We start from the raw sequence: 23,899 nt of genomic DNA, 5'->3' as shown, positions 1-23,899 counted from the left end.
AAATACTTTAATTATAATGGCAAATATAGCTAATAATTTTAGAATGTACTTTTTATTTATCACATTTCATATTTGGTTTCAAAATTTCGGATTTTCACCTGTTGCATTACATAAAATGATTAAATTTGCCTTAATTGATACTATTTGGTTATGAGCAAAAAAAGTGTTGCCGTAGTTATGGGCGGATATTCTGATGAATACGTAGTTTCCCTGAAAAGCGGTCAATTAATTTATGATTCGTTGGACAGGAATCTGTATGATGTATATAAAGTAGTTGTTTTAAAGGATAAGTGGTATTTTCTGGATCAGAACGAAAAGGAATATCCGATCAATAAAGGAGACTTCTCTGTAACATTGGAAAATAATGAACAATTGAAGTTTGATGTATGCTTTAATATCATTCACGGAACACCTGGTGAGAACGGCATACTTCAGGCCTACTGGGATGCTATAGGGCAAACTTATACGGGTTGTGATTTTTATCAGAGTGCCTTAACTTTTAATAAAAAGGACACTTTAGCAGTTCTGTCCAAATATGGTATCCCATCAGCAAAAAGTATTTATCTGAGAAAGGGTGAAAATATCAATGTTGATGAAATAGTAGACTATCTTGGTCTTCCCCTATTTGTAAAGCCTAACCAATCCGGTTCATCATTAGGAATTACTAAAGTAAAAGAAAAGTCCGAATTACTTCCGGCGACAGAAGTTGCATTTAAGGAAGATCATGAAATTTTAATAGAAAGCTTCCTGGATGGAATGGAAGTATCTGTAGGGGTAATTGATTTTAAAGGAGAGACAATTGTTTTGGGGATTACGGAAATTGTTCCTACCAATGAATTCTTCGATTATGAAGCCAAGTACGAAGGTGCTTCAGAAGAAATAACCCCTGCAAGAATTGACGAAGAAACAACAAAAAGAGTTGAAGAAATTTCAAAAAAGGCTTATGACTCTTTAGGAATGAGTGGTTTTTCACGCAGTGAATATATATTGATGGACGGCATTCCTTATATGCTCGAAATGAATACAAACCCGGGATTTTCTCCGGCAAGTATTCTCCCACAGCAGGCAAAACATTACGGTATATCCATAATGGATCTTTGTGGAAATGAAGTTGAAAAAGCATTAGCGAAAAAACCAAACTAATTATGAAAATTGCTGTTTTTCCGGGATCATTCGATCCTATTACTCTAGGTCACTATGACATTATAGAAAGAGCTGCTCCCCTTTTTGATAAATTAATTATTGCCATCGGACAGAATTCCCAAAAGAAATACATGTTCCCGCTTGAAAAAAGAATGGAATTCATCCAGAATTCTGTTGCAGAATTTCCCAACGTAGAGGTTGACTATTTTGAAGGCCTTACTGTTGATTATTGTTTTGAAAAAAATGCACAATACATAATCCGCGGATTAAGAAATCCTGCAGACTTTGAATTTGAAAAAGCAATTGCCCATACCAACCGAACTTTGGCCCATAAGAAGCTTGAAACCGTATTTTTATTAACTTCATCAGGAAAATCTTTTATCAGCAGTAGCATTGTAAGGGAAATCATAAACCACAACGGAGAGTATGAACTTCTGGTTCCTGAAGCGGTAAGAGTAGAGAAGACAAAAAAATAAATAATGGTTGATCAGTGATAAATGGTAAAGGATTTGCTTATGGAAGAATCATCAATCTATTATCAGCTATCAATCAAAATATATGCACGAACAGTTCAATTTTGCCATAGAAGTATTGGGGACAATTTCCTTCTCGATGTCGGGAAGCTTTGCTGCTATGCAAAAACGACTTGATCCTTTTGGAGTTCTCATTATAGCTTTCGTAACTTCAGTGGGAGGAGGAACTGTTAGGGATCTGCTTCTGGATATTCCGGTATTCTGGATGCATGATTTGCTGACCTGCGCTGTTATTATTATGACGAGCATATTTACGATGGTCTTTAAATCTTTTGAAAAAAACTTTCAGGTTACCTTATTTATTTTTGATAGCCTGGGACTCGGCTTATTTACCATTATAGGCATCCAGAAAGGTTTAAATGCAGACATCCATCCTTTGATATGCATCGGACTCGGAACTATTACAGGTTGTTTCGGAGGGATTATCCGGGATATTTTACTCAACAGGATACCTCTGATCTTCAGAAAAGAAATTTATGCTACAGCGTGTATTTTTGGCGGAGCTGCTTTTTTACTAATGACAAAATATTCTAACCTTTCCTACACTTTTATCCAGATTTTTACGATCCTTCTGATAGTGGTGATCCGTACACTGGCGGTAAAATACCACTGGCAGATGCCTAAGTTCTACGGATATGACCACAATTCGGAAATGTAGATCATACAAAAGAATATAAAAAGGCAGAAAGTAAACTTTCTGCCTTTATTTTTTATGGTAAGGAATCGATTATCTTATTTTCCCTCCTCTTTGTCTCATATTAGGGTTATGCATATGTTTCTGCATTGTCGGCATCTTCAACTGATCTTTCATCATTTTGATCTGATCTGTCATCATTCCTGCACTATCCAATCTTTTAGCTTCTTCCAATAATTTCTGCCCTTCCTGTTTTCTTCCTTTAGAAATGGCAGAAGCAGCAAGATTTAAAGTAGCCATTGCTCTGTCGTGTTTCATATTTAAACCGTACTCAAGTGCTTTCCTCATTAAAGGCTCAACTTTGGTAGGATGTTCCTGAGCCAGAGTTAATCCCTGCAGATAATGGAAATAACCATATTGAGATTTATGAAGCTGTGTCTGATAGTTCCTGATATGGTCTAAATAAGTTACAGCTTTTTCCATATTCTGTTTTCTCAATTGCCAGAAAGCCAAAAGGATATATTCATTTTTAAAGAAAAGAAAGATCGGCAAAGCTGAAAGAAGAAAGATTACAATTCCCCAACCTAAATTTCTTGTGAAAATCATCATGGCAAGTCCACCCAATATAAGAAGAGCTGCGATTACAATTTTTATGTATTTATTCATTATTCAATTTTAGAAGTGCAAAGATAAAAAATTTAGAGGTTAGAAGCTAGAACTTAGCCGTCAGAATTCTAATCCTGTTTACTTTTAATCCTCTCAAACGTTTGAAAACAGAAATCATACGGGTTCTTTTCATCCTTTTCATGGCAAATTTCATTTGTTTTTGCCCAGATTTTACCATCTATTTTTGGAAAAAAGGTATCCGCTTCAAGATCTGCTTTTACTAAAGTTACTTCAAGCTTGTCCGCAACATCCATCGTCTGTTCATATATGTTTCCTCCGCCTATTATAAAGATCTCCTCATCAATTTTCTTGGCAAATTTTACAGCCTCCTTGATACTGCCCACGATCAGGATTCCTTCTTCAAACCAATCTTTTTTTCTTGAAATAACAATATTGGTACGGTTAGGAAGTGGCTTCCCGATGCTTTCATAGGTTTTTCTTCCCATGATTACCGGATGTCCGGAAGTTATATCTTTAAAATGTTTTAAATCTTTCGGAAGATGCCAGAGTAACTGATTATTAAAACCAATTTCATTTTTCTCCCCCATTGCTACCACAATTGTTGTCATTCAAATAATTTTCCACAAAATTAGCACATAATTTGTATATTTGATTAGCACAAAAAATTTAAAAAAATAAACTATGAAAAATAAAGGCTGTTTGAGCGCCGGAACTATTGGCATTGCTCTCCTTATCATTGTTGCCGTAATCTTCTTCTGGGGAAAAAGCGGATATAATAATTTCGTAACAAAAGAACAGAATGTTGACAGCAAATGGTCTAATGTAGAGACTGTTTATCAGAAAAGAGCCAACCTGATTCCTAACCTCGAAAGAACGGTAAAATCATATTCAAAATTTGAACAGGAAACTTTAACCAAAGTAATAGAGGCCCGTTCGAAAGCAACCTCCATAAATATTGATCCTACCAATATGACAGAAGCTGACCTTGCGAAGTTTCAGGCTGCACAGGGAGAATTATCAGGAGCTTTAAGCAGATTAATGGCTGTGGTAGAATCATATCCTAATTTAAAGGCTGATCAGCAGTACATCAATTTCCAAAGAGAATACACCGCAATTGAAAACAGTATCAGATCTGAAACGGTTTATTTCAATGATGCTGCGAAAGATTATAACACTACGATAAAAACTTTCCCAAATAATATTTTGGCGAATTTTACAAACTTTAAAGAAAAACCTTATTTCAAAGCAGAAGCCGGAGCTAATAAAGCACCAGAAGTTTTCTCTGAATAATGAGCAATTTCCTGACAAATCAACAAATAGCTTCCCTGGTGGAAGCTATTCAGTCTGCGGAAGAGAATTCTACAGGTGAGATCAGAGTGCATATAGATTCCCATACGGAAACCCAGCATGCCCAAACAGCGCTGGAAGTTTTTAAAAAGCTTGGTATGCACAAAACCACGCATAGAAATGCAGTACTTTTCCATGTTAATTTTGAACAAAAATACCTTACCATTATTGGTGATACGGGAATTCATGAAAAAGTACATCAGTATTTCTGGGACCACCTGCATGACTATATAACTTCTGAATTTGCCAAAGGAAATTATTACAAAGCTTTGAAGAGTGCCATTCTTGAGACTGGTATTGAATTAAAAAAATATTTTCCTGTAGAAGGAGAAAATCCCAATGAACTCCCCAATGAAATTACGTTCTCTTAAATCAGTATTTTCATTTCTATTGATCTGCTTTTACACTTTTGTATCAGCACAATATACCATTCCTAAAAAACCAACTGTTTTATATCCTGTATATGATGAAGCTAACCTGCTTTCACAACAGGAAAAAGATGATCTTAATAATAAGCTGATCAAATTCGCAGATTCGACATCTACAGAAATTGAGGTGATTATTATTCCAAGTACAAAAGGAGAAGATGTCAATTTTCTGGCAACAATGTTTGGTGAAAAATGGGGAATCGGAAAGAAAGGGGTAGATAATGGAATTGTTTTTCTTATAGCAACTCAGGACAGGACGATGTCTATACAGCAGGGAAGAGCAGTAGAACAATATCTTACCGCCTCAGTTTCCGGACAAATACTGGATTATATTGTAACTCCTAACTTCAGGCAAGGATTGTGGTATGAAGGGATAAACCGCGGTACTTCAGCCATTATGGAAGCCGTTCAGGGGAAATTTAAGCCTGTAAATGAACCAACAACAGGGGAAGGAAATGGAAAGGCATTGAGAGTTCTTATCATTGCTTTCGTCATATTTATTATTTTGGCTATTCTCTTCGGGAACCGAGGAGGTGGGGGCGGAAATAATGATGATGACGATGTAATCCTGAACAGAAGAGGACGCAGAAATTATCCTGGCGGATTCTTCCCTTTCCCGGGCAGCTTCGGCGGTGGAGGCTTTGGTGGCGGAAGTTCCGGAGGAGGTGGATTTGGCGGCTTCGGAGGAGGTGGAAGTTTTGGCGGAGGAGGTGCATCCGGAGGGTGGTAACATACACATTAACAAAATATAAAATCAGCCATATAATGACTGATTTTTTTTATTTAAAACACTAAAATAAGAACATTTTATTGCTTTATTTTAATAAAAAATTTAAGTTTTTGTATTAATAAATTAACAAAACCTCTTAAAAACTATCGTTTTTCTATTAATTTTTTAATATATTTACTGAAAACAGGATTATGAAAAAGACATTGGTGGTTTTTGCACATCCTTATCTGGAACATTCAAACTCGAATGTAGAGCTTATCAATTTCTATGTTCGTCATCAGCATTTCACGCTTCGTGATCTTTATGAAGATTATCCGGATTTTCACATTGCTGCCTTTAGAGAAAGAAAACGGCTGAAAAATTATGACCGTTTTATTTTTCAGTTTCCGATTATCTGGTTTGGAATGCCTCCTTTGTTGAGATTATGGATTGATGAGGTTTTTGATCGCGACTGGCTTAAAGAAGGAGAATATAATCCCCTTGAAGGCAAAGAGGTATACATTCTGGTCACAACAGGAGGGAAAGAACGGTCTTTTACCAAAACAGGAACATATCAATACACGATTGACGAGCTAATCAGTGGATTAATTGTTTCTTTAAATGTTTTTAAAGCCAATATCAAAAATATTAAAATCGTTTATGAAGCCAATAAGCTTACGAAAAAGGAAATTATTCTTCATAAAAAAGAGTTTATGGAACTATTGAATCAATGAAATAATATATGGAATCTTCTTTAGCAATTAACACGTTACTTTTTCTGGGTGTAGCCATTATTATGGTTCCACTTGCCAGGAAATTTGGGTTAAGCTCCGTCATTGGATATATTGCAGGAGGAATCATTATTGGTCCTTACGTACTTAAGCTCACAGGCAAGAATGTCAATGATATCATGCATGCGAGTGAGTTTGGCGTAATCATGCTTTTATTTTTAGTAGGATTAGAACTGGAACCCAGGAAGTTCTGGGAAATGCGGAAAAAGATTATAGGATTGGGATTAACCCAAATGGTTCTCACCATCTCCCTGCTCATTCTGGTTTTCATCAGTGTTGGATGGAGAGCAGACCAGGCTACTGCTGTAGCAATGTGTTTCGCTTTGTCATCTACTGCTATTGTATTGCAGACCTTACAGGAAAAGAACAACCTCAAAACTACAGCAGGAGAAGCCTCTTTCTCCACTTTATTATTTCAGGATATTGCTGTAATTCCCATTCTTGCCATACTGCCTGTAATAGCACATTATAAACCAAGAAACCATAACAATGAAATACAGGTGATTATTCAGAAACTTCCTGAGTGGCTACAGGCTGCAACGGTACTTTTTGGAGTAGCAATCCTTATTCTGTTGGGAAGGTATGTATTTGTTCCTTTCTTAAGATATGTTTCGAAATCCGGAATGACCGAATTGTTAACAGCCTCTTCCCTATTTCTTGTTATCGGGGTTGCCGAACTTATGGTTGCCATTGGTCTGTCTCCGGCATTGGGTGCTTTCCTTGCAGGCGTCATGCTTGCAAACAGTGAATTCAGACATGAACTGGAAGCACAGATCGACCCTTTTAAAGGTTTATTGCTCGCGGTTTTCTTTGTCAGTGTAGGATCAACGATGAATTTCAATATCATCCAGGATGATCCTTTATTTATATTCACTACTGTTTTTGCAGTTTTGATCGTAAAGTTTATAGTTCTCTATGCTATCGGAAAATTCTTTAAAATAGACACTCCTCAAAGTCTGTTTTATGCGTTTGCCCTTTCTCAGGTCGGAGAGTTTGCTTTTGTCCTTATAAATTACGCATCTGATCTTTACCTACTCGGTCCTGAATTAAATGACCAACTTATGGCAGTAACAGCCATTACAATGTGTATTACTCCTTTTCTTCTGATTGTAAATGACAAATTTTTCACACCTAAATTTATCAAAGAAGAACCGGATACTGATCACGATTTTGATATTCTGGGGAGCGATGTTGCACAAAAGAAAATTATTATTGTTGGGTTCGGCCACTTTGGAAGTACGGTAGGACGGCTTTTAAAAGCCAATAAGATTTCAGCAACTGTTTTGGACAGAGATTCTGATCGGGTAAAATTGTTGCGTAGCTATGGCTTTAAGGTCTATTATGGTGATGCCACCCGTATTCCGATTTTACGTGCGGCAGGAATTGAAGATGCCGAGATACTGGTCCTTTGCCTTGATGATCCTAATGATAATATGTTTATTGCTGATCTTGTCCGGGAGCATTATCCCGATGTGAAAATTTTTGTAAGAGCTAAAAACAGAATTGATGCATACAGCTATCTCAATAAAGGTGTTGATAAAATTTACAGAGAAACATTGGGCACAGCTGTAGACATGGCTATAGACGTTCTTCATGAAACAGGCATGAGAAAATATGCTGCCAGACGTCTCGGACAGAGATTTATGGCCATAGATAAAGCATCTATCAGAAGGCTGGCAAAAATAAAAGAAGAAGATGAACTGCTCCTGTTTACGACAAAAGAACTCCTCCAAAGAGAGGAGGAGCTATTGGCATTTGATAATCTTAGTTTCGATAATAAAGATTGGGAAAGTGCCTCATCCGTTGAAGAAGAAGAAGAAGAGGATTCTGAAGATTAATATCTAGTGTATATTAACGCTTCCTCCACTACTCTCTTCTTTATTTACAGAAGTTACATTTCCTTTTTTGTGAACATCGATACTTCCGCCTGAAGATGCATTAGCATCTATTTTGGATGTAGCGCTTATCTCTACGCTTGCTCCGCTGGAAGCTTCTGCTTTTACATTTTCTGCAAGAACCTGCTCTGCAGATACGCTACTTCCTGAAGAGGATGTAATATTTGCATTTTTAGATTTCCCCGTTAATGAGATGCTTGCAGCTGAAGAAGCATCAATTTCTAAGTCAACAGCCCAGATTTTCCCTTCAAAACTACTGCTGCTACCCGCTGAAATTTCAAAATTATTCGCTTCCAGATCTCCGGTAACACTTCCCGCGCTGGAAATTTCTATATCCGTTTTCTCCTGGGTAAATTTATCTTTAACTGTGATTTTTCCGGCAGAATTTGCGTCAAGCTTGGTAAAATCTTTGGCATAAATTTTAGCGGTAACATTATTTTGATTCATCACTCTGATTCCCGGCTTATAATGGATATGAAGTTTCCCACCCGTATTATCTACAAGGATTTCATCAATAAGATTCTCTGGTGCAGAGATCACTACTCTTTCAGTTTCAGATTTTATAATCTCAGCATCAATAGCCTGAGAAACCTCAATTTTATCGAACTCGCCTTTAAATTCTTTCTCTCTGATAGGGCCGCTTCCTTTGTCCACTACCTTTGAAACCCAATCACTTTTTTCCTTGTTTTTCCTGTCATATTTTTCATTACATGCAGACACTGCTATTAAAGTTGAAAAAATAAAAAGAGTCGTCGTTTTCATATGTATTAATTTTTTAATTTAAGTTTTAGTATTCTTTTATATTAATAACAACTAAAGTATAAAAAATATTACAACTGTTTAGTTAATTACATTCCTAAAACTGACCAAAGGTAAAATCTTATATTTTTGATTTAAATTCTGCGACCATGTTATTTTCAGGAAAGACTTTACCGGAAAGCAGCTATTATAGTTTAGTTTTTAATATCTTTATGCTTCAATAATAAGTAATTTTATGAAAAATATTTCATCGGTATTATTAATTTCTGCCTTGGCATTTAACTACTCTTGTACTACAATGAAAAAAACCGATACTCAACAGGAAGTTCCTGTACCAGATTCTTCTCTTTCTTCAAATCCATTTATGAAAAAAAGTAAGCTTCAGTATGAGGCTCCGGAATTTGATAAAATTAAGAATGAAGATTTTAAACCTGCTTTTGATTTTGGATTAAAACAGCATGATGCTGAAATTGTTAAAATTGCAAACAATCCGGCAACACCTACTTTTGAAAATACAATTGTCGCTTTGGAGAAAAGCGGGGAGGTATTAAAAAGAGCCCTGATTGTATTTTCGAATTTAACAAGCGCAAATACGAATCCCACATTACAATCACTGGATGAAGAATACGCCCCGGTTTTTGCAGCGCACTCTGATAAAATGTATCTTAATGACAATCTTTACAAAAGAATACAATCTATTAAAGAGGATGGTTTAGATTCTGAAAGTAAGAGATTATTACAATATTATAAGCAGAATTTTGAGATCGCTGGTGCTAATCTTTCTGCGGCGGATAAAGAAAAATTAAAACAAGTAAACCAGGAACTGGCCTCGCTTTCCACTCAATACTCCAATAAATTACTGGAAGCAAGAAAGCAGGGGGGTGTTTTCTTCTCGGACGCAAAGGAACTTGATGGCCTTTCTGCTGATGAAATTGAAGCAGCAGCAGCGGATGCAAAAACAGCAGGACAACCCGGCAAGTATTTATTAGCATTACAAAATACAACACAACAGCCGCTATTACAGAATCTTAAAAACAGAGCTACCCGTGAAAAACTATTCAAGGCTTCATGGTTGAGAGCTGAAAAAGGAGATGCTAATGACACAAGGGAAACTATCGAAAAACTAGCTAAACTAAGACTTAAAAAAGCCCAGATCCTTGGTAAAAAAAGCTTTGCAGAATGGAAACTCCAGGATCAGATGGCTAAAACGCCGGAAGCAGCTACTAAACTGATGAATCAGATTGCAACTCCAGCAGTAGAAACTGCAAGACGTGAAGCAAAAGATATCCAGGACCTTATCGATCAGCAAAAAGGAGGCTTTAAAGTAGAGCCTTGGGATTGGAATTTCTATGCAGAACAGGTAAGAAAAGCAAAATTTGATCTGGATGAAAATCAAATCAAACCTTATTTTGAAGTAACCACAGTTTTAGAAAAAGGAGTTTTTTATGCTGCCGAAAAGTTCTATGGGCTTACATTCAAAAAAAGAACTGACCTTCCAACCTATCATCCTGATGTGGTAACATATGAGGTTTTTGACCACGACGGAAAATCAATTGCTATTTATTATCTTGATTTTTTCACGAGAGATTCTAAAAACGGAGGTGCGTGGATGAGTAACTTTGTTGAGCAATCTTACCTTTTAGGAACAAAACCTGTGATTGTAAATTGCTACAATTACCAGAAACCGGCACCCGGTAAACCTTCATTGATCAGTTATGATGATGTTTCTACCATGTTCCATGAATTCGGACATTCAATACACGGAATGTTTGCAAGCCAGAAGTACCCTTCTCTTTCCGGAACTAATGTCCCTAGAGATTTTGTAGAATTCCCTTCACAGATTAATGAACATTGGGCTCTGGATCCTGTTATTCTGAAAAACTATGCCCTTCATTATGAAACTAAGCAACCTATCCCACAAGCATTGGTTGATAAGATCAAAAAAGCGGGAACTTTTAATCAGGGGTACATGACTACCGAATTGGTTTCGGCAGCAGAACTGGATATGGATTGGCACACAGTAACAAATGAAAGTCAGCTTATTCCTGTCCTGGAGTTTGAAAAACAATCCCTTGCCAAGCATGGATTTAATCTGGCTACTGTTCCACCGAGATATCATACACCTTATTTTGCGCACATCTGGGGCGGTGGATATTCAGCGGGATATTATGCTTATTTATGGTCTGAAACATTAGATAATGATGCCTGGGAATGGATCAAAAATAATGGCGGCTTAACAAGAGAAAATGGAGACCGTTTCAGGAAATACATTCTTTCTGTAGGAAACTCTGTAGACCTGAACCAGGCATTCAGAGATTTTACAGGACATGATCCGGATATAAAACCTTTATTGAGAAACAGAGGGTTTATTAAATAATAATTAAAAAGCATTCAAATTAATGAATGCTTTTTATTTGTAAAATACATAATGTGAAATTTGTGGTATTATGATAAAAAATCGTGATTTTTGTATTTTAAAAAATTGAAAAATGAATTGTCCATGTTGTTCGGGTAAATTATACGCTGAATGTTGCAAACCCCATCACACCGGAGAGAAGCATGCTCCAACTGCTGAAGCATTAATGCGCTCCAGATTTTCGGCTTTCGCAATCCCCAATGGTGAATATCTGATGGAAACTACTCTACCCGGAAAACGTAAATACCACAATAAAAAAGATCTGCAGGAATGGGGAGAGATTAATGAATGGGTACAACTTGAAATTATCCGGACACCTGCTTTAAACCATGTGGAATTTAAAGCCCACTACATTGATCAGGATGGAAATCCACAAGTTCATCATGAATTTTCTGTTTTCCAGAAAATGCACGATCGATGGTACTATGTTTCCGGAGAATTTTTAGATTAAAAATACTTGCTAAACTGATTATAAAAAAAATGTCCGAAAAAATCGGACATTTTTATTTTTTAGTGAACATCTGTTCCGTCGATCCCATGAGAATGGCCATGTGATAACTCTTCTTCCGTAGCTGGACGTGTATTTAAAATTTCCACTTGAAAATCTAATACTTTTCCAGCCATAGGGTGGTTAAGATCTGCAATTACAACATCTGGAGTAACTTCTACTACCAATGCCTGAAAATTATTCCCTTGATTATCGGACAAAGGTAAAATAGCTCCTACAGGAGGTACACCGGATTCTTTAAACATGTCAATCGGTAATTGTGCAATGGCATCCGGTTGTCTTTCACCATAAGCTTCTTCAGGAAGAATAGTAAAGGATACTTTATCACCAGCTTTCAAACCAAGGATATTTTGTTCAAATTTTGGAATCATCATTCCTACACCGTGTAAAAATGTAAGTGGGTTTTCTGCTGTTGTTTCTTCTACAAGAATTTTACTTCCGTCTTCTTCGATAGTGTGAAGTATATAACTTACAGCTACAACATGATTGTTTTCGATTGTCATATTTTTATCTTTTTTTCGTGAGTCCTTTCACGATTAACAGCACAAATATACTACTTTTGATTTACAGAAAAAGTACTGAGAAAATCTTCAATCCATATTGAGTTTTTCTAGTTTTTATCCCTTGTCTGATCCCTTTTTTTCTGCCTCAATACAAAGAGATACAGACTTTCAACTTTAGCTCTTGCCCAGTCCGTTTTTCTTAAAAACTTCAGAGAAGAGCTGATACTCGGATTATCCGTAAAACATTTGATGTTAATTTGTTCTCCAAGCTTCTCAAATCCGTTATAATATTCCACAAGTTCTTCAAGAATTGTATCCAGTCTTTTTCCGTGCAGCGGGTCTTTGGATTGTTCCATCTTTTTTTTACAAAAGTACTAATAATACTGTGAGATTTTGAAAGAGGATTCCTGACCTACCTTTTATATGAATCATTAATTCGGGGACATAATTTACAATAGAAATAATTTTGTAATCAGCCCCTCTACTAAAAAAGTAAGATCAACCTGTTCAAATTATAGAATTCCTTTCTAAATTTCTCTTTCCCTTTTTTGTTTCTTACATTTGAGATATGAAAATTCTGCATACTGCCGACTGGCATTTAGGAAAACGTCTGGATCGGTTTTCACGTCTGGAAGAACAAGTTCAGGTAATGGATGAGATTGTTCAAATAGCTGATGCCCAAAAAGTAGATCTCATAATTGTTGCCGGAGATCTTTTTGACAATTTTAACCCAAGTGTTGAAGCAGTCGAGTTGTTTTACAAGACTTTAAAACGTTTATCATTAAATGGAAAGCGCCCGGTCGTTGCAATCTCTGGAAATCATGATTCTCCGAATTTAATTGATGCACCGGATCCACTTGCAAGAGAATGTGGAATTATTTTAATAGGTCATCCAAAGGCTAAAGTAACTCCCTTTGAATTAGAAAATTTTAAAATTTCAAATTCAGCTGAAGGATTGATTGAATTACACCTAAAGGAGATAAGCTTTCCTGTTCGGATCATGCATACTCCCTATGCCAATGAGATCCGGTTAAAAGAATATTTTGGTGAAAATAAAGAGGAAGAACTTAATAAGATTTTAGCGGAAAGCTGGAAAAAGCTCGCAGAAGAATTTTGCGATGAGAATGGTGTTAATATTTTATGCGCTCATTTATACATGAATAAAAGAGGTGCAGAACTTCTGGAAGAGCCCGAAGGTGAGAAACCCATTAAAATTGGTGCCGCGGACCTCATCTATTCAGATATTATTCCTGACCAGATTCAATATACGGCCTTAGGACATCTACACAGTTTTCAAAATATCGGAACAAAAGAAAAACCTGTTGTTTATTCTTCTTCACCTTTATGCTATAGTTTTAGTGAAGCAGGGCAAACAAAATATATAAATATCATCGAAGCAGAACCGGGTAAAGAGGTTTCTTATGAAAGAATCGCTTTAAAAACCGGCAAGCCATTGGTAAGAAAGGTTTTTGATTCTGTCGAAAAGACAGTTTCATGGTTGCTTGAAAATCCCGATATGCTGATCGAATTAACCATGGAAAGCGATACTTTTTTAAAAGCGGAGGACAGAAAACGTATTTACCAATCTCATCAAGGGATCATCCACTTAATCCCTAAAGTAAAAAATCAGGATTTTAGTGAAAGCCAACCGCACGAAATTAATCTCAATCAGGATATACAAACTTTATTCAAAGATTATTTCAGGTCTAAAAATGCTGGCCAGGAAGCTAATGAAGAACTAATGAACCTGTTTAACGAAATCTTAAATTCCCAGTCATGATTCCAATTCAACTAACAATAGAAGGACTCTATTCCTATCAGGAGCGTCAGACCATTAATTTTGCCAACCTTACGGAAGCCGGGTTGTTTGGTATTTTTGGTCCGGTGGGTTCCGGAAAATCATCGATACTGGAAGCTATTTCTTTTGCTCTGTATGGAGAAACGGAACGATTGAATATGCGGGATAAGCGAGCTTACAATATGATGAATCTCAAATCCAACAGTTCTTATATAGCATTCGATTTCGTCAACCATGAAAATAAGTTATTTCGTGCAACCAGGGATTTTAAAAGAAATTCAAAAAAATTTGAAGATGTAAAGCCCTCTTCAGTTACTTTTTATGAAAACAAAGATGAAAAATGGATCCCGCTCGATCATTCTGATGCAGAAAAAGTTATCGGATTAAGCTATTCCAATTTTAAAAGAACCATCATTATCCCTCAGGGTCAGTTTAAAGAGTTCCTAGAATTAGGTGCTGCAGACAGAACCAATATGATGAAAGAGATTTTCAATCTTCAAAGGTTTGACCTGCAAAACAATGTTTCGAATTTAAATGCCAAAAACAGGTCCGAACTAGATCAGCTTCAGGGTGAATTGAAAGGATTTGAGGAAATTGATGAGGAACACATACGTTTACAAAAAGAAAATCTTAAAACAGAACAACAAAAATTCAGTGACGTAAAAAAACAGCACCTGCAAGTTTCTGAAAAATATCAACAGCTAAAAATTTTAAAAACAGACTTCGAAAACTTACGTCAAAAAAAAGAAGATTTTGAAAAGATTTCAACTGAGAAAGCAAAAATTGATGAGCTGGAAAAGAAAACAGATCTTTATGATACAGCCTTTCGTATTTTCGATCCTTTACTGAATGAAAAGAAGAAGCTTTCCGGTGAAATTTCTGAGAGACAAAAGGAGTTGGAAATCCGGACAAAGTCTGTTGAAGAAACGGAAAAAAGCTTTAACCTTATCAAAGAAAAGCTTGTTGCTCTTCAACCTCAATTTGATGCTTTAGATCAATTAAAAATCCAGGAAAATGATCTTGGCCTGATCTTACAGATGCTACAATTTTCCGAAGAAATTAAGACACTTCGGGAAAGAACACAAAAGGGTGCTGAAAAAGTTCTCGAAGTTGAGGAGAAACAAAAGCTTGGACAATCAGCAATAAATACCCTTACTAAAGAAGCTGATAGGCTGAAGCCTCAAAAGATCGAGGCTAATGTATTAGTCAGCGTCGGAAATTGGTTTGTCCAGAACAGAAACCTGAGAGAGCTGCAACAGAAACAAAGCCAAAAACTGATGGATCAACAGGATTTGATCTCTAAGATCCTTAATGATCTGAAAGTTTACAAAATTGATACTGAAAATTTCAGAGAAGATTTCAAACTCAAAACAGAAAATTTAGAAAATAAAAGGAAAAATCTGCAGCAAAAACTGGATCACCTGAAGATTCAGAAGGAGTTATCCCGTTTTGCAACAAAGCTCCAAGATGGGGAGAGCTGCCCTCTTTGCGGCTCTCTGGAACATCCTCATATTATCGAATTTCATTATGTCGATACTGAGCTTAATGAAGTTCAGGAAGAAATTCAATTAAATGATCATGCTATTTCCAAAACCCAAAAAGAAATAGCAGAAATTGAAAAGATTCTGGATAGAAAAAAGATCTTTGAAGATCAGCTGAAGGCGGAACAGGAATCTTTCGATCTGCTTCAAAAGGAAAGTCAACTCCATGTTCAAAGATTCATATGGAACGAATTTAGTGCTGATAGTGAAACTGATTTCGAATTTAAACGGCAACAATCCTTTGCCATAGAAAAGCAAATTGAAGAAATTAACCAGAAGATCTTACACGAAAGGACAACCTTTGAAAAAGAGCAGGAAATCCTTGAAAAATATAAAAAAGCTTTAGATGAATTCAAACTAGAAGAGGCGAAGAAGGAGGAGCAGATCAGAACGAACCAATCCAATCTGAAGAGCCTGGACTGGAATGACTATCGGGATAAATCTCATTCAGAAGTTATGAAGCTTCACCAAAAATTAATTGAATCCAATCTGACAGTTGAAAAAGAATATCAAGCCTTAATCAACCGGGAAAAAGAAATCGTCCCCAAACTCGCGGAAGAAAAAGCGATTGCGAGCCAATTAAACATCCGAATTTCTGAATTAACAAAAGAAACATCCTTAAATGAAGAGGCATTACAAGTTGCTTTACAGCAACAAGGCTTTGGTTTGCTTACCGACGTCCAAAATATTTTGATGATCGAAATTGATGTTCATAAAACAAGGACTCAAATCCAACAATTCCGTATTCAGTTTGAAACATTAAAAAACGGTATACAGGAGCTGGAGATCAAGCTGAAGGATTTTTCTTATGATCAGGAGGTATTTGAAGCTGCCGAGAAACAATTGAAAGACATTGAACTGCAATTAAAGGAAGCTAATGATTCTGTTGTAAAAGTAACTTCCGAAATTGAAAGACTGGAAAAAGAATATAAGAAAAAGGAGGCATTACTTAAAAACCTGAGTGAACTCCAAAAGCGGTCCGATAATCTAAAAATAATGACCAATCTGTTTAAAGGAGCCGGATTTGTTCAATATGTTTCCTCCATCTATCTTAGACAGCTTTGTGATCATGCCAATGTAAGGTTCCACAGAATGACCAGAAATCAACTAAGCTTGCAGCTTAATGACAACAATGATTTTGAAATTATTGATTATTTAAACGAGGGTAAATCGAGAAGTGTAAAAACTTTATCCGGGGGACAGGCTTTTCAGGTATCTCTGAGCCTGGCACTGGCATTGGCGGAAAGTGTACAGGCTACTACAAAAGCTGATAAAAATTTCTTTTTTATAGATGAAGGTTTTGGAACCCAGGATCTGGAATCTGTAAATATTGTTTTTGAAACACTGATGGGACTGCAAAAGGAAAACAGGATTGTTGGAATTATATCGCATGTTGAAGAGCTTAAAGAAAAAATTCCGGTATCACTTAGTATTGTTAAAGACGAGGAACGTGGAAGTTTGATAGAAATGCTTTAAAATATAGGTTTATTGAGTCCTTTTGCAGTACATTTGACTTTTGAAATATTATGGAGAAACTTCCCGTGACTTTTTATCCCAGCAAGCTTAAGCAAAGTATACTTTTGATCATTAGTTTACTGTTTGTAATTATGGGCTTTTATATTGTTACCACCAACCTTTGGATTGGGCTTGCTAATATTATCTTTTTCGGGCTTTGTGTAATTGTGAATGTCATCATGCTTATTCCTAATTCTTCTTATTTAAGGGTTGACCGAAAGGGTTTTGAGATGAGATCATTATTCAGGTCGACTTTCATCCCCTGGCATGTTATTAATGGCTTTTCCACTAAAAGAATTTTCATTAACAATATGGTAATGATTGATTTTGATTCTGAGTACATAGATATTTCTAAACTAAAATCGAGGACAGGAGCTTTTCCGGATACTTACGGAATGTCTGCCGGAAAGCTGGCAGAAATTATGAATGACTACAAAACAAATTCCGTGAATTCCTAGACTAAAAAATAAAAACTCCATTGAAAATTCAATGGAGTTTATTTTTATAATAGCTTGACCTTCGGAAGTACTTCCTTACCAAACAATTCTATTGATTTCATCATCACGTTATGCTCCGGATCTCCAACATCCATATGTCCCACAAATCTGGTGATACCAAAAATCTCCTTCATATAAGCAATCTTATCATATACCTCATCCGAGCTTCCAATAAATAAAGCTCCTTCTTTGCTTCTCCCACCATCATATTGTGCTTTGGTATAGGGAGCCCATCCTCTCGATGCCCCTATTCTGTCCATCTGCGATTTGTAAGTATGAAAATAGCCATCAATAACCTTTTGGTCATCGCTCACAAAAGTATGAGAGTGAATAGCAATCTGCATCTGGGAAACATCATGTCCTGCTTTCTGATATTCCTGCTTGTAAAATTCCACGAGATTTTTAAACTGTATCGGCATTCCTCCAATAATAGCCACAATCAATGGCATTCCAAATTTTGCTGCGCTTAGAACCGATTGCGGAGTTCCTCCCACGGCTCTCCATATAGGAAGCTTTCCTCCATTCTTTGCCCTTGGATATACAGTCTGATTGTGCATAGGTGCACGAAGCTCTCCGGACCACGTAACATTCTCTTCAGAATTGATTTTTAATAACAATTCCAATTTCTCATCGAAAAGTTGATCATAGTCATTAAGAGAATATCCATAAAGAGGAAAAGATTCTATAAAACTTCCTCTTCCGACAAATATTTCAGCCCTACCGTCAGAGATCAGATCCAATGTTGAAAAATCTTCATACACTTTTACAGGTTCTGATGAACTTAAAACAGTAACACCACTAGCCAATTTAATATTTTTTGTAATACTTGCCGCTGCTGCCAGAACCATTTCCGGAGACGATACTGCATAGTCCGGGCGGTGATGCTCTCCCATGGCAAAAACATCAATTCCTACCTCATCCATTAGTTTTACCTGCTCAAGAATTTCTCTGATCTTTACTCCTGCATCTTTATATTTTCCTGTTGTCTGGTCAAAAGCTAAGTCGCCAAACATTCCAATTCCTAATTCCATATTGTATTTTTTTATTTACATCAAAATTACAGGAATCAAAAATCAAAAACATTGATCAATGGTAAGATCGAAAAGCAGAGAAAATAAATTAAACTGATTTTTTAAGTTTCAGAAACTGCTTTTCAAAAAGATGATAAGAGAGATAGGCCAGAAATATGGTGAAAAGAAGTGCCGATATTATTACTGTATAATTACTTAGATCATATTTTTTTCCGATTCTATCGAATAAGACCAGGCAAATTGTATGTATAAGATAAAGACCATACGTATACTTTCCAAGCCTTCCAAAAATAGAACGGTCGGAGATTTTAAATACATTCCGGTCTCCCAATGTAAATAAAATGAGTACAGAGAATAATATCCCAAAAATGATAATTCCTATCTGAATATGTTTAAAGAAAATAATATCGGGAAGCAGTGCTATGGCAAGAATAACTATAAAAAAATAAAGATATTTGTATATTGAAGGAATCATGCTCAATTTTCTGATGATATCCTTTTTAAAAACAAACAGATAGGCAGGAATAGCACCAAAAGCAAAATAACTGATGTTGGTAAATATATCCAGTGAACTGATACCTAACATGTGATAAATAATCCTCGATACAAAAGAAATGAAGATGCAAACTACAATAAGCTTCGGAATATTTTTTAAAGAAATAAAATACATAATGCATCCCCAAATGATATAAAAATGCTCTTCTACACAAAGAGACCAGATCACCGGCAACGGAGAAACATTGGCAAGCATCCCCGTAGACATCATTTTGTAATTTTCAAGAAATGTAATCGTAAGGAACAAATTGGGTTCATATCCCTTATTTGAAAAAGGCAGGTGAAAAAAATTAATGATATATGGTGTACAAAAAGCAAATATGACCATTGCATAATATAATGGCCATATCCTTAAGATTCTTCTTTTAAAAAATTTTTTAAGTGGAATTGTCTGATTATTTAATTTTTCAAGTATCAAAATGTACGTAATCAGAAAACCACTTAATACAAAGAAAAAAGAAACTCCTACTTCTCCTCTCGAAAAATATCGTAAAATACTACCCTCCGGAACAGGAGCATGCTGTATAAAGACCAGCAAAAAAGATAGAAACCTTAGTGAATCGAAAGTATGAAAATGAATCCTCTTACCTTTTTCAAAGTTCATTCTACTGTAATAAGTGGTTTTTAGTATGTTAATTTGATTACTTTTTCAGGTTCTGATCAAAATAATCGGTAATCTTTTGCATCAAATGTACCCTGTCTTTTCCTATTACATTATGGGGATGCCCAGGATATACAAAGTAATCAAGCTGAACCCCGTTATCTACCGCAGATTTAATAAATTTAATAGAATGCTGCCAAACTACCACATCATCTTGTGCTCCATGGATCATAAGAAGTTTACCTTTCAGATTCTGGACTTTGTCCAAGAGGTTTGCTTTTGCATATCCATCCGGATTTTCCTGCGGAGTATCCATATATCTTTCACCATACATAATTTCATACATCTTCCAATCGATAACAGGCCCACCTGCAACTCCTACTTTAAATACGTCAGGCTGACGAAGCATAAAGCTTGTAGTCATAAATCCACCAAAGCTCCATCCATGTATCCCCATTCTTTCCGCATCTACATAAGGCAGGGACTTCAGATAATTAACTCCTTTCATCTGATCATTCATTTCAGTAGTCCCCAGATTTCTGAACACAGCCTGCTCAAATTTTAATCCCCGGTTTGAAGATCCCCTTCCATCCATAGTAAAAATAATATATCCGTTTTGTGCCATATATTCATACCAAAGATTTCCTGAAGCCGGGAAAGAATTAGTAATCAGCTGTAGGTGTGGACCATTATATAAATAAACAATCACCGGATATTTTTTATTGGGATCAAAGTTCGTCGGAAGAATAATCTTTCCGTATAAAGGAGTTCCGTCATCCGCTTTCAAATTCACATTTTTGATTTCAGGGCGCTGATAGTTCTTTAATGTATTTTCAGAGGTGAAAACATTATTGTATTTTAAAGTTGCTGTATTAATGATATTACCGACTCTGGGTGTATTGGCATTGGTATAGACATCAAATAAATAGTTTCCATCACTGCTCAGGACTCCAGTATGCATTCCTTCCGCATCATCCAGTCTCTGCATTTTAAAGTTTGTCCAGTTGATCTTATACAAATGTCTTTCAAGAGGGGTTTCTTTTGTTGAAACAAAAAAGATTTCCTTTTTCTTTTCATTAAAGCCCAATATATCCGTAACCAACCAATCTCCTTTTGTAATCTGGGCGATCAACCCTTTTTCCAAGTTGAAATGAAATAAATGATTGTATCCTGTTCGTTGACTTTGCCAGATAAAATCAGTGTTGGATTTAGGAAAAAATACAAGCGGATGCTGAGGTTCCACATATTTATCATTTGTTTCTTCAAATAATGTTTTTACAAGATTTCCGCTTTCGGCATCATACTGATTCATTTTCATATGATTCTGTCCCCGGTTCAGCACAGCCACAAAAATATATTTAGAATCCGGGCTCCAGGTAACCGCTGTTAAGTACTGATCTTTTTCTCCGTCAATTTTTAAAAAAGTTGTAGACTGATTTTTGATATTATAAACACCAAGACTTACCTGATGAGAGGTATTCCCAGCCATAGGATATTTTATATTATGATTCACCGCAGGAGTTACAGACCAATCGATAATGGGATAATCCGCAACCATGGTCTGATCCATTCTGTAAAAAGCTACAGATTCTGAATTAGGGGCTGGAAAAATTCCTGTATCAATACCAAATTCATTTCTGTGAACGGCCTGACCGTTAATGATATTTTCATCAGCATCATTGGTTACGGCAACAGATTTTCCGTTTCTGTTAATATAAAGATTATTCTTTACGGTGTAAGCCACGGTCTGATTATCTCCAAAAACCTTTACATTGGCAGCATTTTCATTCAGTGCCGAAGTTTTTTTTACCTTCCAGTCGTTTCCGGATTTTTCCACCCAGAACATTTGGTCATTGGCATTAAAATATGCATTGGTATTATTGATAAACTTAATCTGTGGAACCGCGTTCAGCTTATTTGAAGAGAATTGTTTGTTTAGCTGATTCAATGAAATAAGGGTATCCTGCTTATTGTTTTTTAAATCCGTAATTAAATACCCTCCTTTTACGGCCTGAATATATGATTTGCCATCTTCAGACCATGAAAATTGAGAAATATTTTTAACTGCCAGATTTGTTCTTAGCCCATTTACAGCCTCCGCCATTGTAAATTTTTGGGTCTGAGCATATAAAGAACCGCCCAAAACCACCATCAGTAAAGTAAACTTATGTAATTTCATTATATAAAATTGAATCCATCAAAAATAAGAAATAAAAGTCAGCCGTTAAGAAAATGTTAAATTAAAAACATTCATAAAATGATATAATCATGTTAAGTGAATAATTTCTTACCTTAATATGGAAATTAATGAAGGAGTAATACGATTATGAATAAGAATAGAAAAAAAGTTCTGTAAGTTTAATTCACAAGCACGATATCGGATTTGTTTTTTGTGAAAAATATCTTGATAGCATTTTTAATACTAAATGGTAATCAAAAGGGATAACCATAGCCCCGATAGTAATGATTACCCCGCAGCAAGGGTATGGAACAGAATTGGAGCGAGGAGTAAAAATGGATAGCGGGAAACAGCTCCAAAAGAAACTTCATTTCTTATCCTATATCAATGGTTTCTACTTAAGCCTTCATGTACATTTGCAATATAAATAACAAATAAAAAATACAACACAATGGCAACAAAATGGAATTTAGACCCGGCACACAGTGAAATTACTTTCAAAGTAAAACACATGATGATTTCCAGTATTAAAGGAAGCTTCACTAATTTCAATGCAGAAATCGAAGCTGATGATGATACGTTTTCTAATGCTAAAACCAGTGCAACGATTCAAACCAATTCTGTTTCAACACACAATGTAGACAGAGATAACCATTTAAAGTCTGAAGAATTTTTCAATGCTGAGCAAAACCCTACCATTACGTTTGAGTCTCAGGCATTGAATGGAGATATAACCGGAAATCTTACGATCAATGGAATCACAAAGCCTGTAACTTTGGATGTAGATTTCGGGGGTATCAATAAAGACCCATGGGGTAATACAAAAGCTGGTTTTTCTTTTGAAGGAAAAATCAACAGAAAAGACTTCGGCTTAAACTGGAATGCAGCTCTTGAAGCAGGAGGTGTAATGGTGAGCGATGAGGTAAAAGTAGCTGGTGAACTACAGTTTGTAAAGCAAGCATAATTGTATCATAATACTTATAATCAGGTTCAGGGATTTCTAAAAACCTTGAACCTTTTTCTTTTTTAAAAACCCCATTATGAACCTCAACGATTTACAAAACATCAGTGACCATTTCAATAACACAGAGAGAATGCCCGTATTATTTCTGGGTCATGGTTCTCCCATGAATGCAATTGAAGAAAATCAGTTTGTTCAGGGGTTCAGAAAATCAGCTAGTGAAATTCCAGCTCCCAATGCTATTCTATGTATTTCTGCTCACTGGTATACTCAAGGTACATACGTAACGGCTATGGATATGCCAAGAACCATTCATGATTTTGGAGGTTTTCCGAAAGCACTGTTTGATGTAGAATATCCAGCTCCCGGAAGTCCTGAATTGGCAAAAGAAACTATTGAACTTTTAGCTCCTTCGGTGGTATTAGAAGATCACAATTGGGGATTAGATCACGGTGCATGGTCTGTAATTAAGCATATGTACCCTGATGCAAACATCCCGGTTATTCAATTGAGTATCGACTACACTCAACCTCCGCAATATCATTTTGATCTCGCAAAACGGTTGAATAAACTGCGGGAAAAAGGCATCCTAATTATCGGAAGCGGAAATATAGTTCACAATCTGAGATTGATCGACTGGCAAAACATCAATACGGTGGGTGCGGGCTGGGACTGGGCAATTGAAGCCAGGGAAAAAACCAACAACTGGCTCCTAGATGGTAATTTTCAAAACATAATTGACTATCAGAAACAAGGTACTTTTTTACAATATGCTGTCCCAACACCAGATCATTATTTACCTCTGATCTATACTTTAGGATTAAAAGATTCTTCTGAAGAACTTCGCCTATTCAATGACGAGCTGATAGGTGGGTCACTAAGTATGACAAGTGTAAGAGTGGGATAAATTATAGTATTTTTAACTTTA

Annotated in this window: 23 protein-coding genes; 15 read left to right on the top strand and 8 right to left on the bottom strand. The window is 36.0% G+C overall.

Going from position 1 to position 23,899, the window contains the following annotated elements; translation table 11 throughout:
• The first annotated feature begins 150 nt into the window (after window positions 1–150).
• From G9C87_RS17610 to G9C87_RS17600, 3 genes are all read left to right on the top strand, one after another.
• Window positions 151–1,143, top strand: coding sequence for a D-alanine--D-alanine ligase (locus G9C87_RS17610; protein WP_172283601.1), 993 nt, complete (start codon window positions 151–153; stop codon window positions 1,141–1,143).
• Window positions 1,144–1,145: 2 nt separating this feature from the next.
• A complete protein-coding gene (coaD, locus tag G9C87_RS17605) occupies window positions 1,146–1,619 on the top strand; it encodes a pantetheine-phosphate adenylyltransferase (protein WP_172283599.1) in 474 nt (157 codons plus the stop codon).
• Window positions 1,620–1,701: 82 nt separating this feature from the next.
• Window positions 1,702–2,334: a trimeric intracellular cation channel family protein gene (locus G9C87_RS17600; protein WP_172283597.1), complete on the top strand. Its 633-nt coding sequence runs from the start codon at window positions 1,702–1,704 to the stop codon at window positions 2,332–2,334.
• 69 nt (window positions 2,335–2,403) lie between these two features.
• On the opposite strand, the gene G9C87_RS17595 is transcribed toward G9C87_RS17600, so the two are convergent.
• Window positions 2,404–2,976, bottom strand: coding sequence for a tetratricopeptide repeat protein (locus tag G9C87_RS17595; protein WP_172283595.1), 573 nt, complete (start codon window positions 2,974–2,976; stop codon window positions 2,404–2,406).
• A gap of 68 nt (window positions 2,977–3,044) precedes the next feature.
• The gene (locus G9C87_RS17590) at window positions 3,045–3,545 is read right to left on the bottom strand and encodes a dihydrofolate reductase (protein ID WP_172283593.1); all 501 of its coding nucleotides are present in this window, start codon (window positions 3,543–3,545) and stop codon (window positions 3,045–3,047) included.
• 73 nt (window positions 3,546–3,618) lie between these two features.
• Here G9C87_RS17590 and G9C87_RS17585 point away from each other — a divergent pair, with 73 nt between their 5' ends.
• The 5 genes from G9C87_RS17585 (at window position 3,619) to G9C87_RS17565 (ending at window position 8,050) form a co-directional block, all read left to right on the top strand.
• A complete protein-coding gene (locus tag G9C87_RS17585; RefSeq protein WP_172283591.1) occupies window positions 3,619–4,227 on the top strand; it encodes a LemA family protein in 609 nt (202 codons plus the stop codon).
• The gene (locus tag G9C87_RS17580; RefSeq protein WP_194304275.1) at window positions 4,227–4,655 is read left to right on the top strand and encodes a TPM domain-containing protein; all 429 of its coding nucleotides are present in this window, start codon (window positions 4,227–4,229) and stop codon (window positions 4,653–4,655) included. Before G9C87_RS17585 ends, G9C87_RS17580 begins: the two co-directional genes overlap by 1 nt.
• On the top strand, window positions 4,636–5,442 hold the full coding sequence (locus G9C87_RS17575) for a TPM domain-containing protein (RefSeq protein ID WP_172283589.1): 807 nt from the start codon (window positions 4,636–4,638) through the stop codon (window positions 5,440–5,442). Before G9C87_RS17580 ends, G9C87_RS17575 begins: the two co-directional genes overlap by 20 nt.
• A 191-nt stretch (window positions 5,443–5,633) precedes the next feature.
• A complete protein-coding gene (locus tag G9C87_RS17570; RefSeq protein WP_172283587.1) occupies window positions 5,634–6,155 on the top strand; it encodes an NAD(P)H-dependent oxidoreductase in 522 nt (173 codons plus the stop codon).
• Between the two features lie 8 nt (window positions 6,156–6,163).
• Complete coding sequence (locus G9C87_RS17565; RefSeq protein WP_172283585.1) at window positions 6,164–8,050, top strand: monovalent cation:proton antiporter-2 (CPA2) family protein; 1,887 nt, start codon at window positions 6,164–6,166, stop codon at window positions 8,048–8,050.
• 3 nt (window positions 8,051–8,053) lie between these two features.
• On the opposite strand, the gene G9C87_RS17560 is transcribed toward G9C87_RS17565, so the two are convergent.
• A complete protein-coding gene (locus G9C87_RS17560) occupies window positions 8,054–8,869 on the bottom strand; it encodes a head GIN domain-containing protein (protein WP_172283574.1) in 816 nt (271 codons plus the stop codon).
• Window positions 8,870–9,101: 232 nt separating this feature from the next.
• On the opposite strand from G9C87_RS17560, the gene G9C87_RS17555 reads away from it, so the two are divergent.
• The gene (locus tag G9C87_RS17555) at window positions 9,102–11,243 is read left to right on the top strand and encodes a M3 family metallopeptidase (RefSeq protein WP_172283571.1); all 2,142 of its coding nucleotides are present in this window, start codon (window positions 9,102–9,104) and stop codon (window positions 11,241–11,243) included.
• A 112-nt stretch (window positions 11,244–11,355) separates the two neighbouring features.
• Entirely contained in the window at window positions 11,356–11,733 is a 378-nt protein-coding gene (locus tag G9C87_RS17550) for a YchJ family protein (RefSeq protein WP_172283569.1), read from the top strand.
• 59 nt (window positions 11,734–11,792) lie between these two features.
• Here G9C87_RS17550 and G9C87_RS17545 read toward each other — a convergent pair whose 3' ends face one another.
• Window positions 11,793–12,293, bottom strand: coding sequence for a peptidylprolyl isomerase (locus tag G9C87_RS17545; protein ID WP_172283566.1), 501 nt, complete (start codon window positions 12,291–12,293; stop codon window positions 11,793–11,795).
• Window positions 12,294–12,400: 107 nt separating this feature from the next.
• Complete coding sequence (locus tag G9C87_RS17540; RefSeq protein ID WP_172283563.1) at window positions 12,401–12,649, bottom strand: VF530 family DNA-binding protein; 249 nt, start codon at window positions 12,647–12,649, stop codon at window positions 12,401–12,403.
• 212 nt (window positions 12,650–12,861) lie between these two features.
• On the opposite strand from G9C87_RS17540, the gene G9C87_RS17535 reads away from it, so the two are divergent.
• From G9C87_RS17535 to G9C87_RS17525, 3 genes are read left to right on the top strand one after another with little or no spacing between them, the layout of a single operon-like run.
• Window positions 12,862–14,073, top strand: a complete 1,212-nt coding sequence (locus G9C87_RS17535; RefSeq protein ID WP_172283560.1) for an exonuclease SbcCD subunit D — start codon at window positions 12,862–12,864, stop codon at window positions 14,071–14,073.
• A complete protein-coding gene (locus G9C87_RS17530) occupies window positions 14,070–17,108 on the top strand; it encodes an AAA family ATPase (protein ID WP_172283558.1) in 3,039 nt (1,012 codons plus the stop codon). Before G9C87_RS17535 ends, G9C87_RS17530 begins: the two co-directional genes overlap by 4 nt.
• Window positions 17,109–17,158: 50 nt before the next feature.
• Complete coding sequence (locus tag G9C87_RS17525) at window positions 17,159–17,605, top strand: STM3941 family protein (protein ID WP_172283556.1); 447 nt, start codon at window positions 17,159–17,161, stop codon at window positions 17,603–17,605.
• A gap of 44 nt (window positions 17,606–17,649) precedes the next feature.
• Here G9C87_RS17525 and G9C87_RS17520 read toward each other — a convergent pair whose 3' ends face one another.
• The 3 genes from G9C87_RS17520 to G9C87_RS17510 all read right to left on the bottom strand — a co-directional run bounded on the left by G9C87_RS17520 (window position 17,650) and on the right by G9C87_RS17510 (window position 22,010).
• Entirely contained in the window at window positions 17,650–18,675 is a 1,026-nt protein-coding gene (locus G9C87_RS17520; RefSeq protein WP_172283554.1) for an LLM class flavin-dependent oxidoreductase, read from the bottom strand.
• Between the two features lie 88 nt (window positions 18,676–18,763).
• Entirely contained in the window at window positions 18,764–19,834 is a 1,071-nt protein-coding gene (locus tag G9C87_RS17515; protein WP_172283552.1) for an acyltransferase family protein, read from the bottom strand.
• Between the two features lie 37 nt (window positions 19,835–19,871).
• Window positions 19,872–22,010 (bottom strand): S9 family peptidase, encoded by a 2,139-nt coding sequence (locus G9C87_RS17510; protein WP_172283550.1) that lies wholly within the window; start codon window positions 22,008–22,010, stop codon window positions 19,872–19,874.
• Window positions 22,011–22,461: 451 nt separating this feature from the next.
• Between G9C87_RS17510 and G9C87_RS17505 the strand changes: the two genes are divergently transcribed.
• Together G9C87_RS17505 and ygiD are read left to right on the top strand one after the other, a co-directional pair.
• Complete coding sequence (locus G9C87_RS17505) at window positions 22,462–22,974, top strand: YceI family protein (protein ID WP_172283548.1); 513 nt, start codon at window positions 22,462–22,464, stop codon at window positions 22,972–22,974.
• Window positions 22,975–23,050: 76 nt separating this feature from the next.
• Complete coding sequence (gene ygiD / locus G9C87_RS17500) at window positions 23,051–23,878, top strand: 4,5-DOPA dioxygenase extradiol (protein WP_172283546.1); 828 nt, start codon at window positions 23,051–23,053, stop codon at window positions 23,876–23,878.
• The last annotated feature ends 21 nt before the right edge of the window (window positions 23,879–23,899 follow it).

The organism is Chryseobacterium sp. LAM-KRS1 (assembly GCF_013184525.1).
GTDB classification, from domain to species: domain Bacteria; phylum Bacteroidota; class Bacteroidia; order Flavobacteriales; family Weeksellaceae; genus Chryseobacterium; species Chryseobacterium proteolyticum.
Note: the sequence above shows the minus strand (reverse complement) of the source record. Positions and strands in the feature narration are given on the sequence as shown.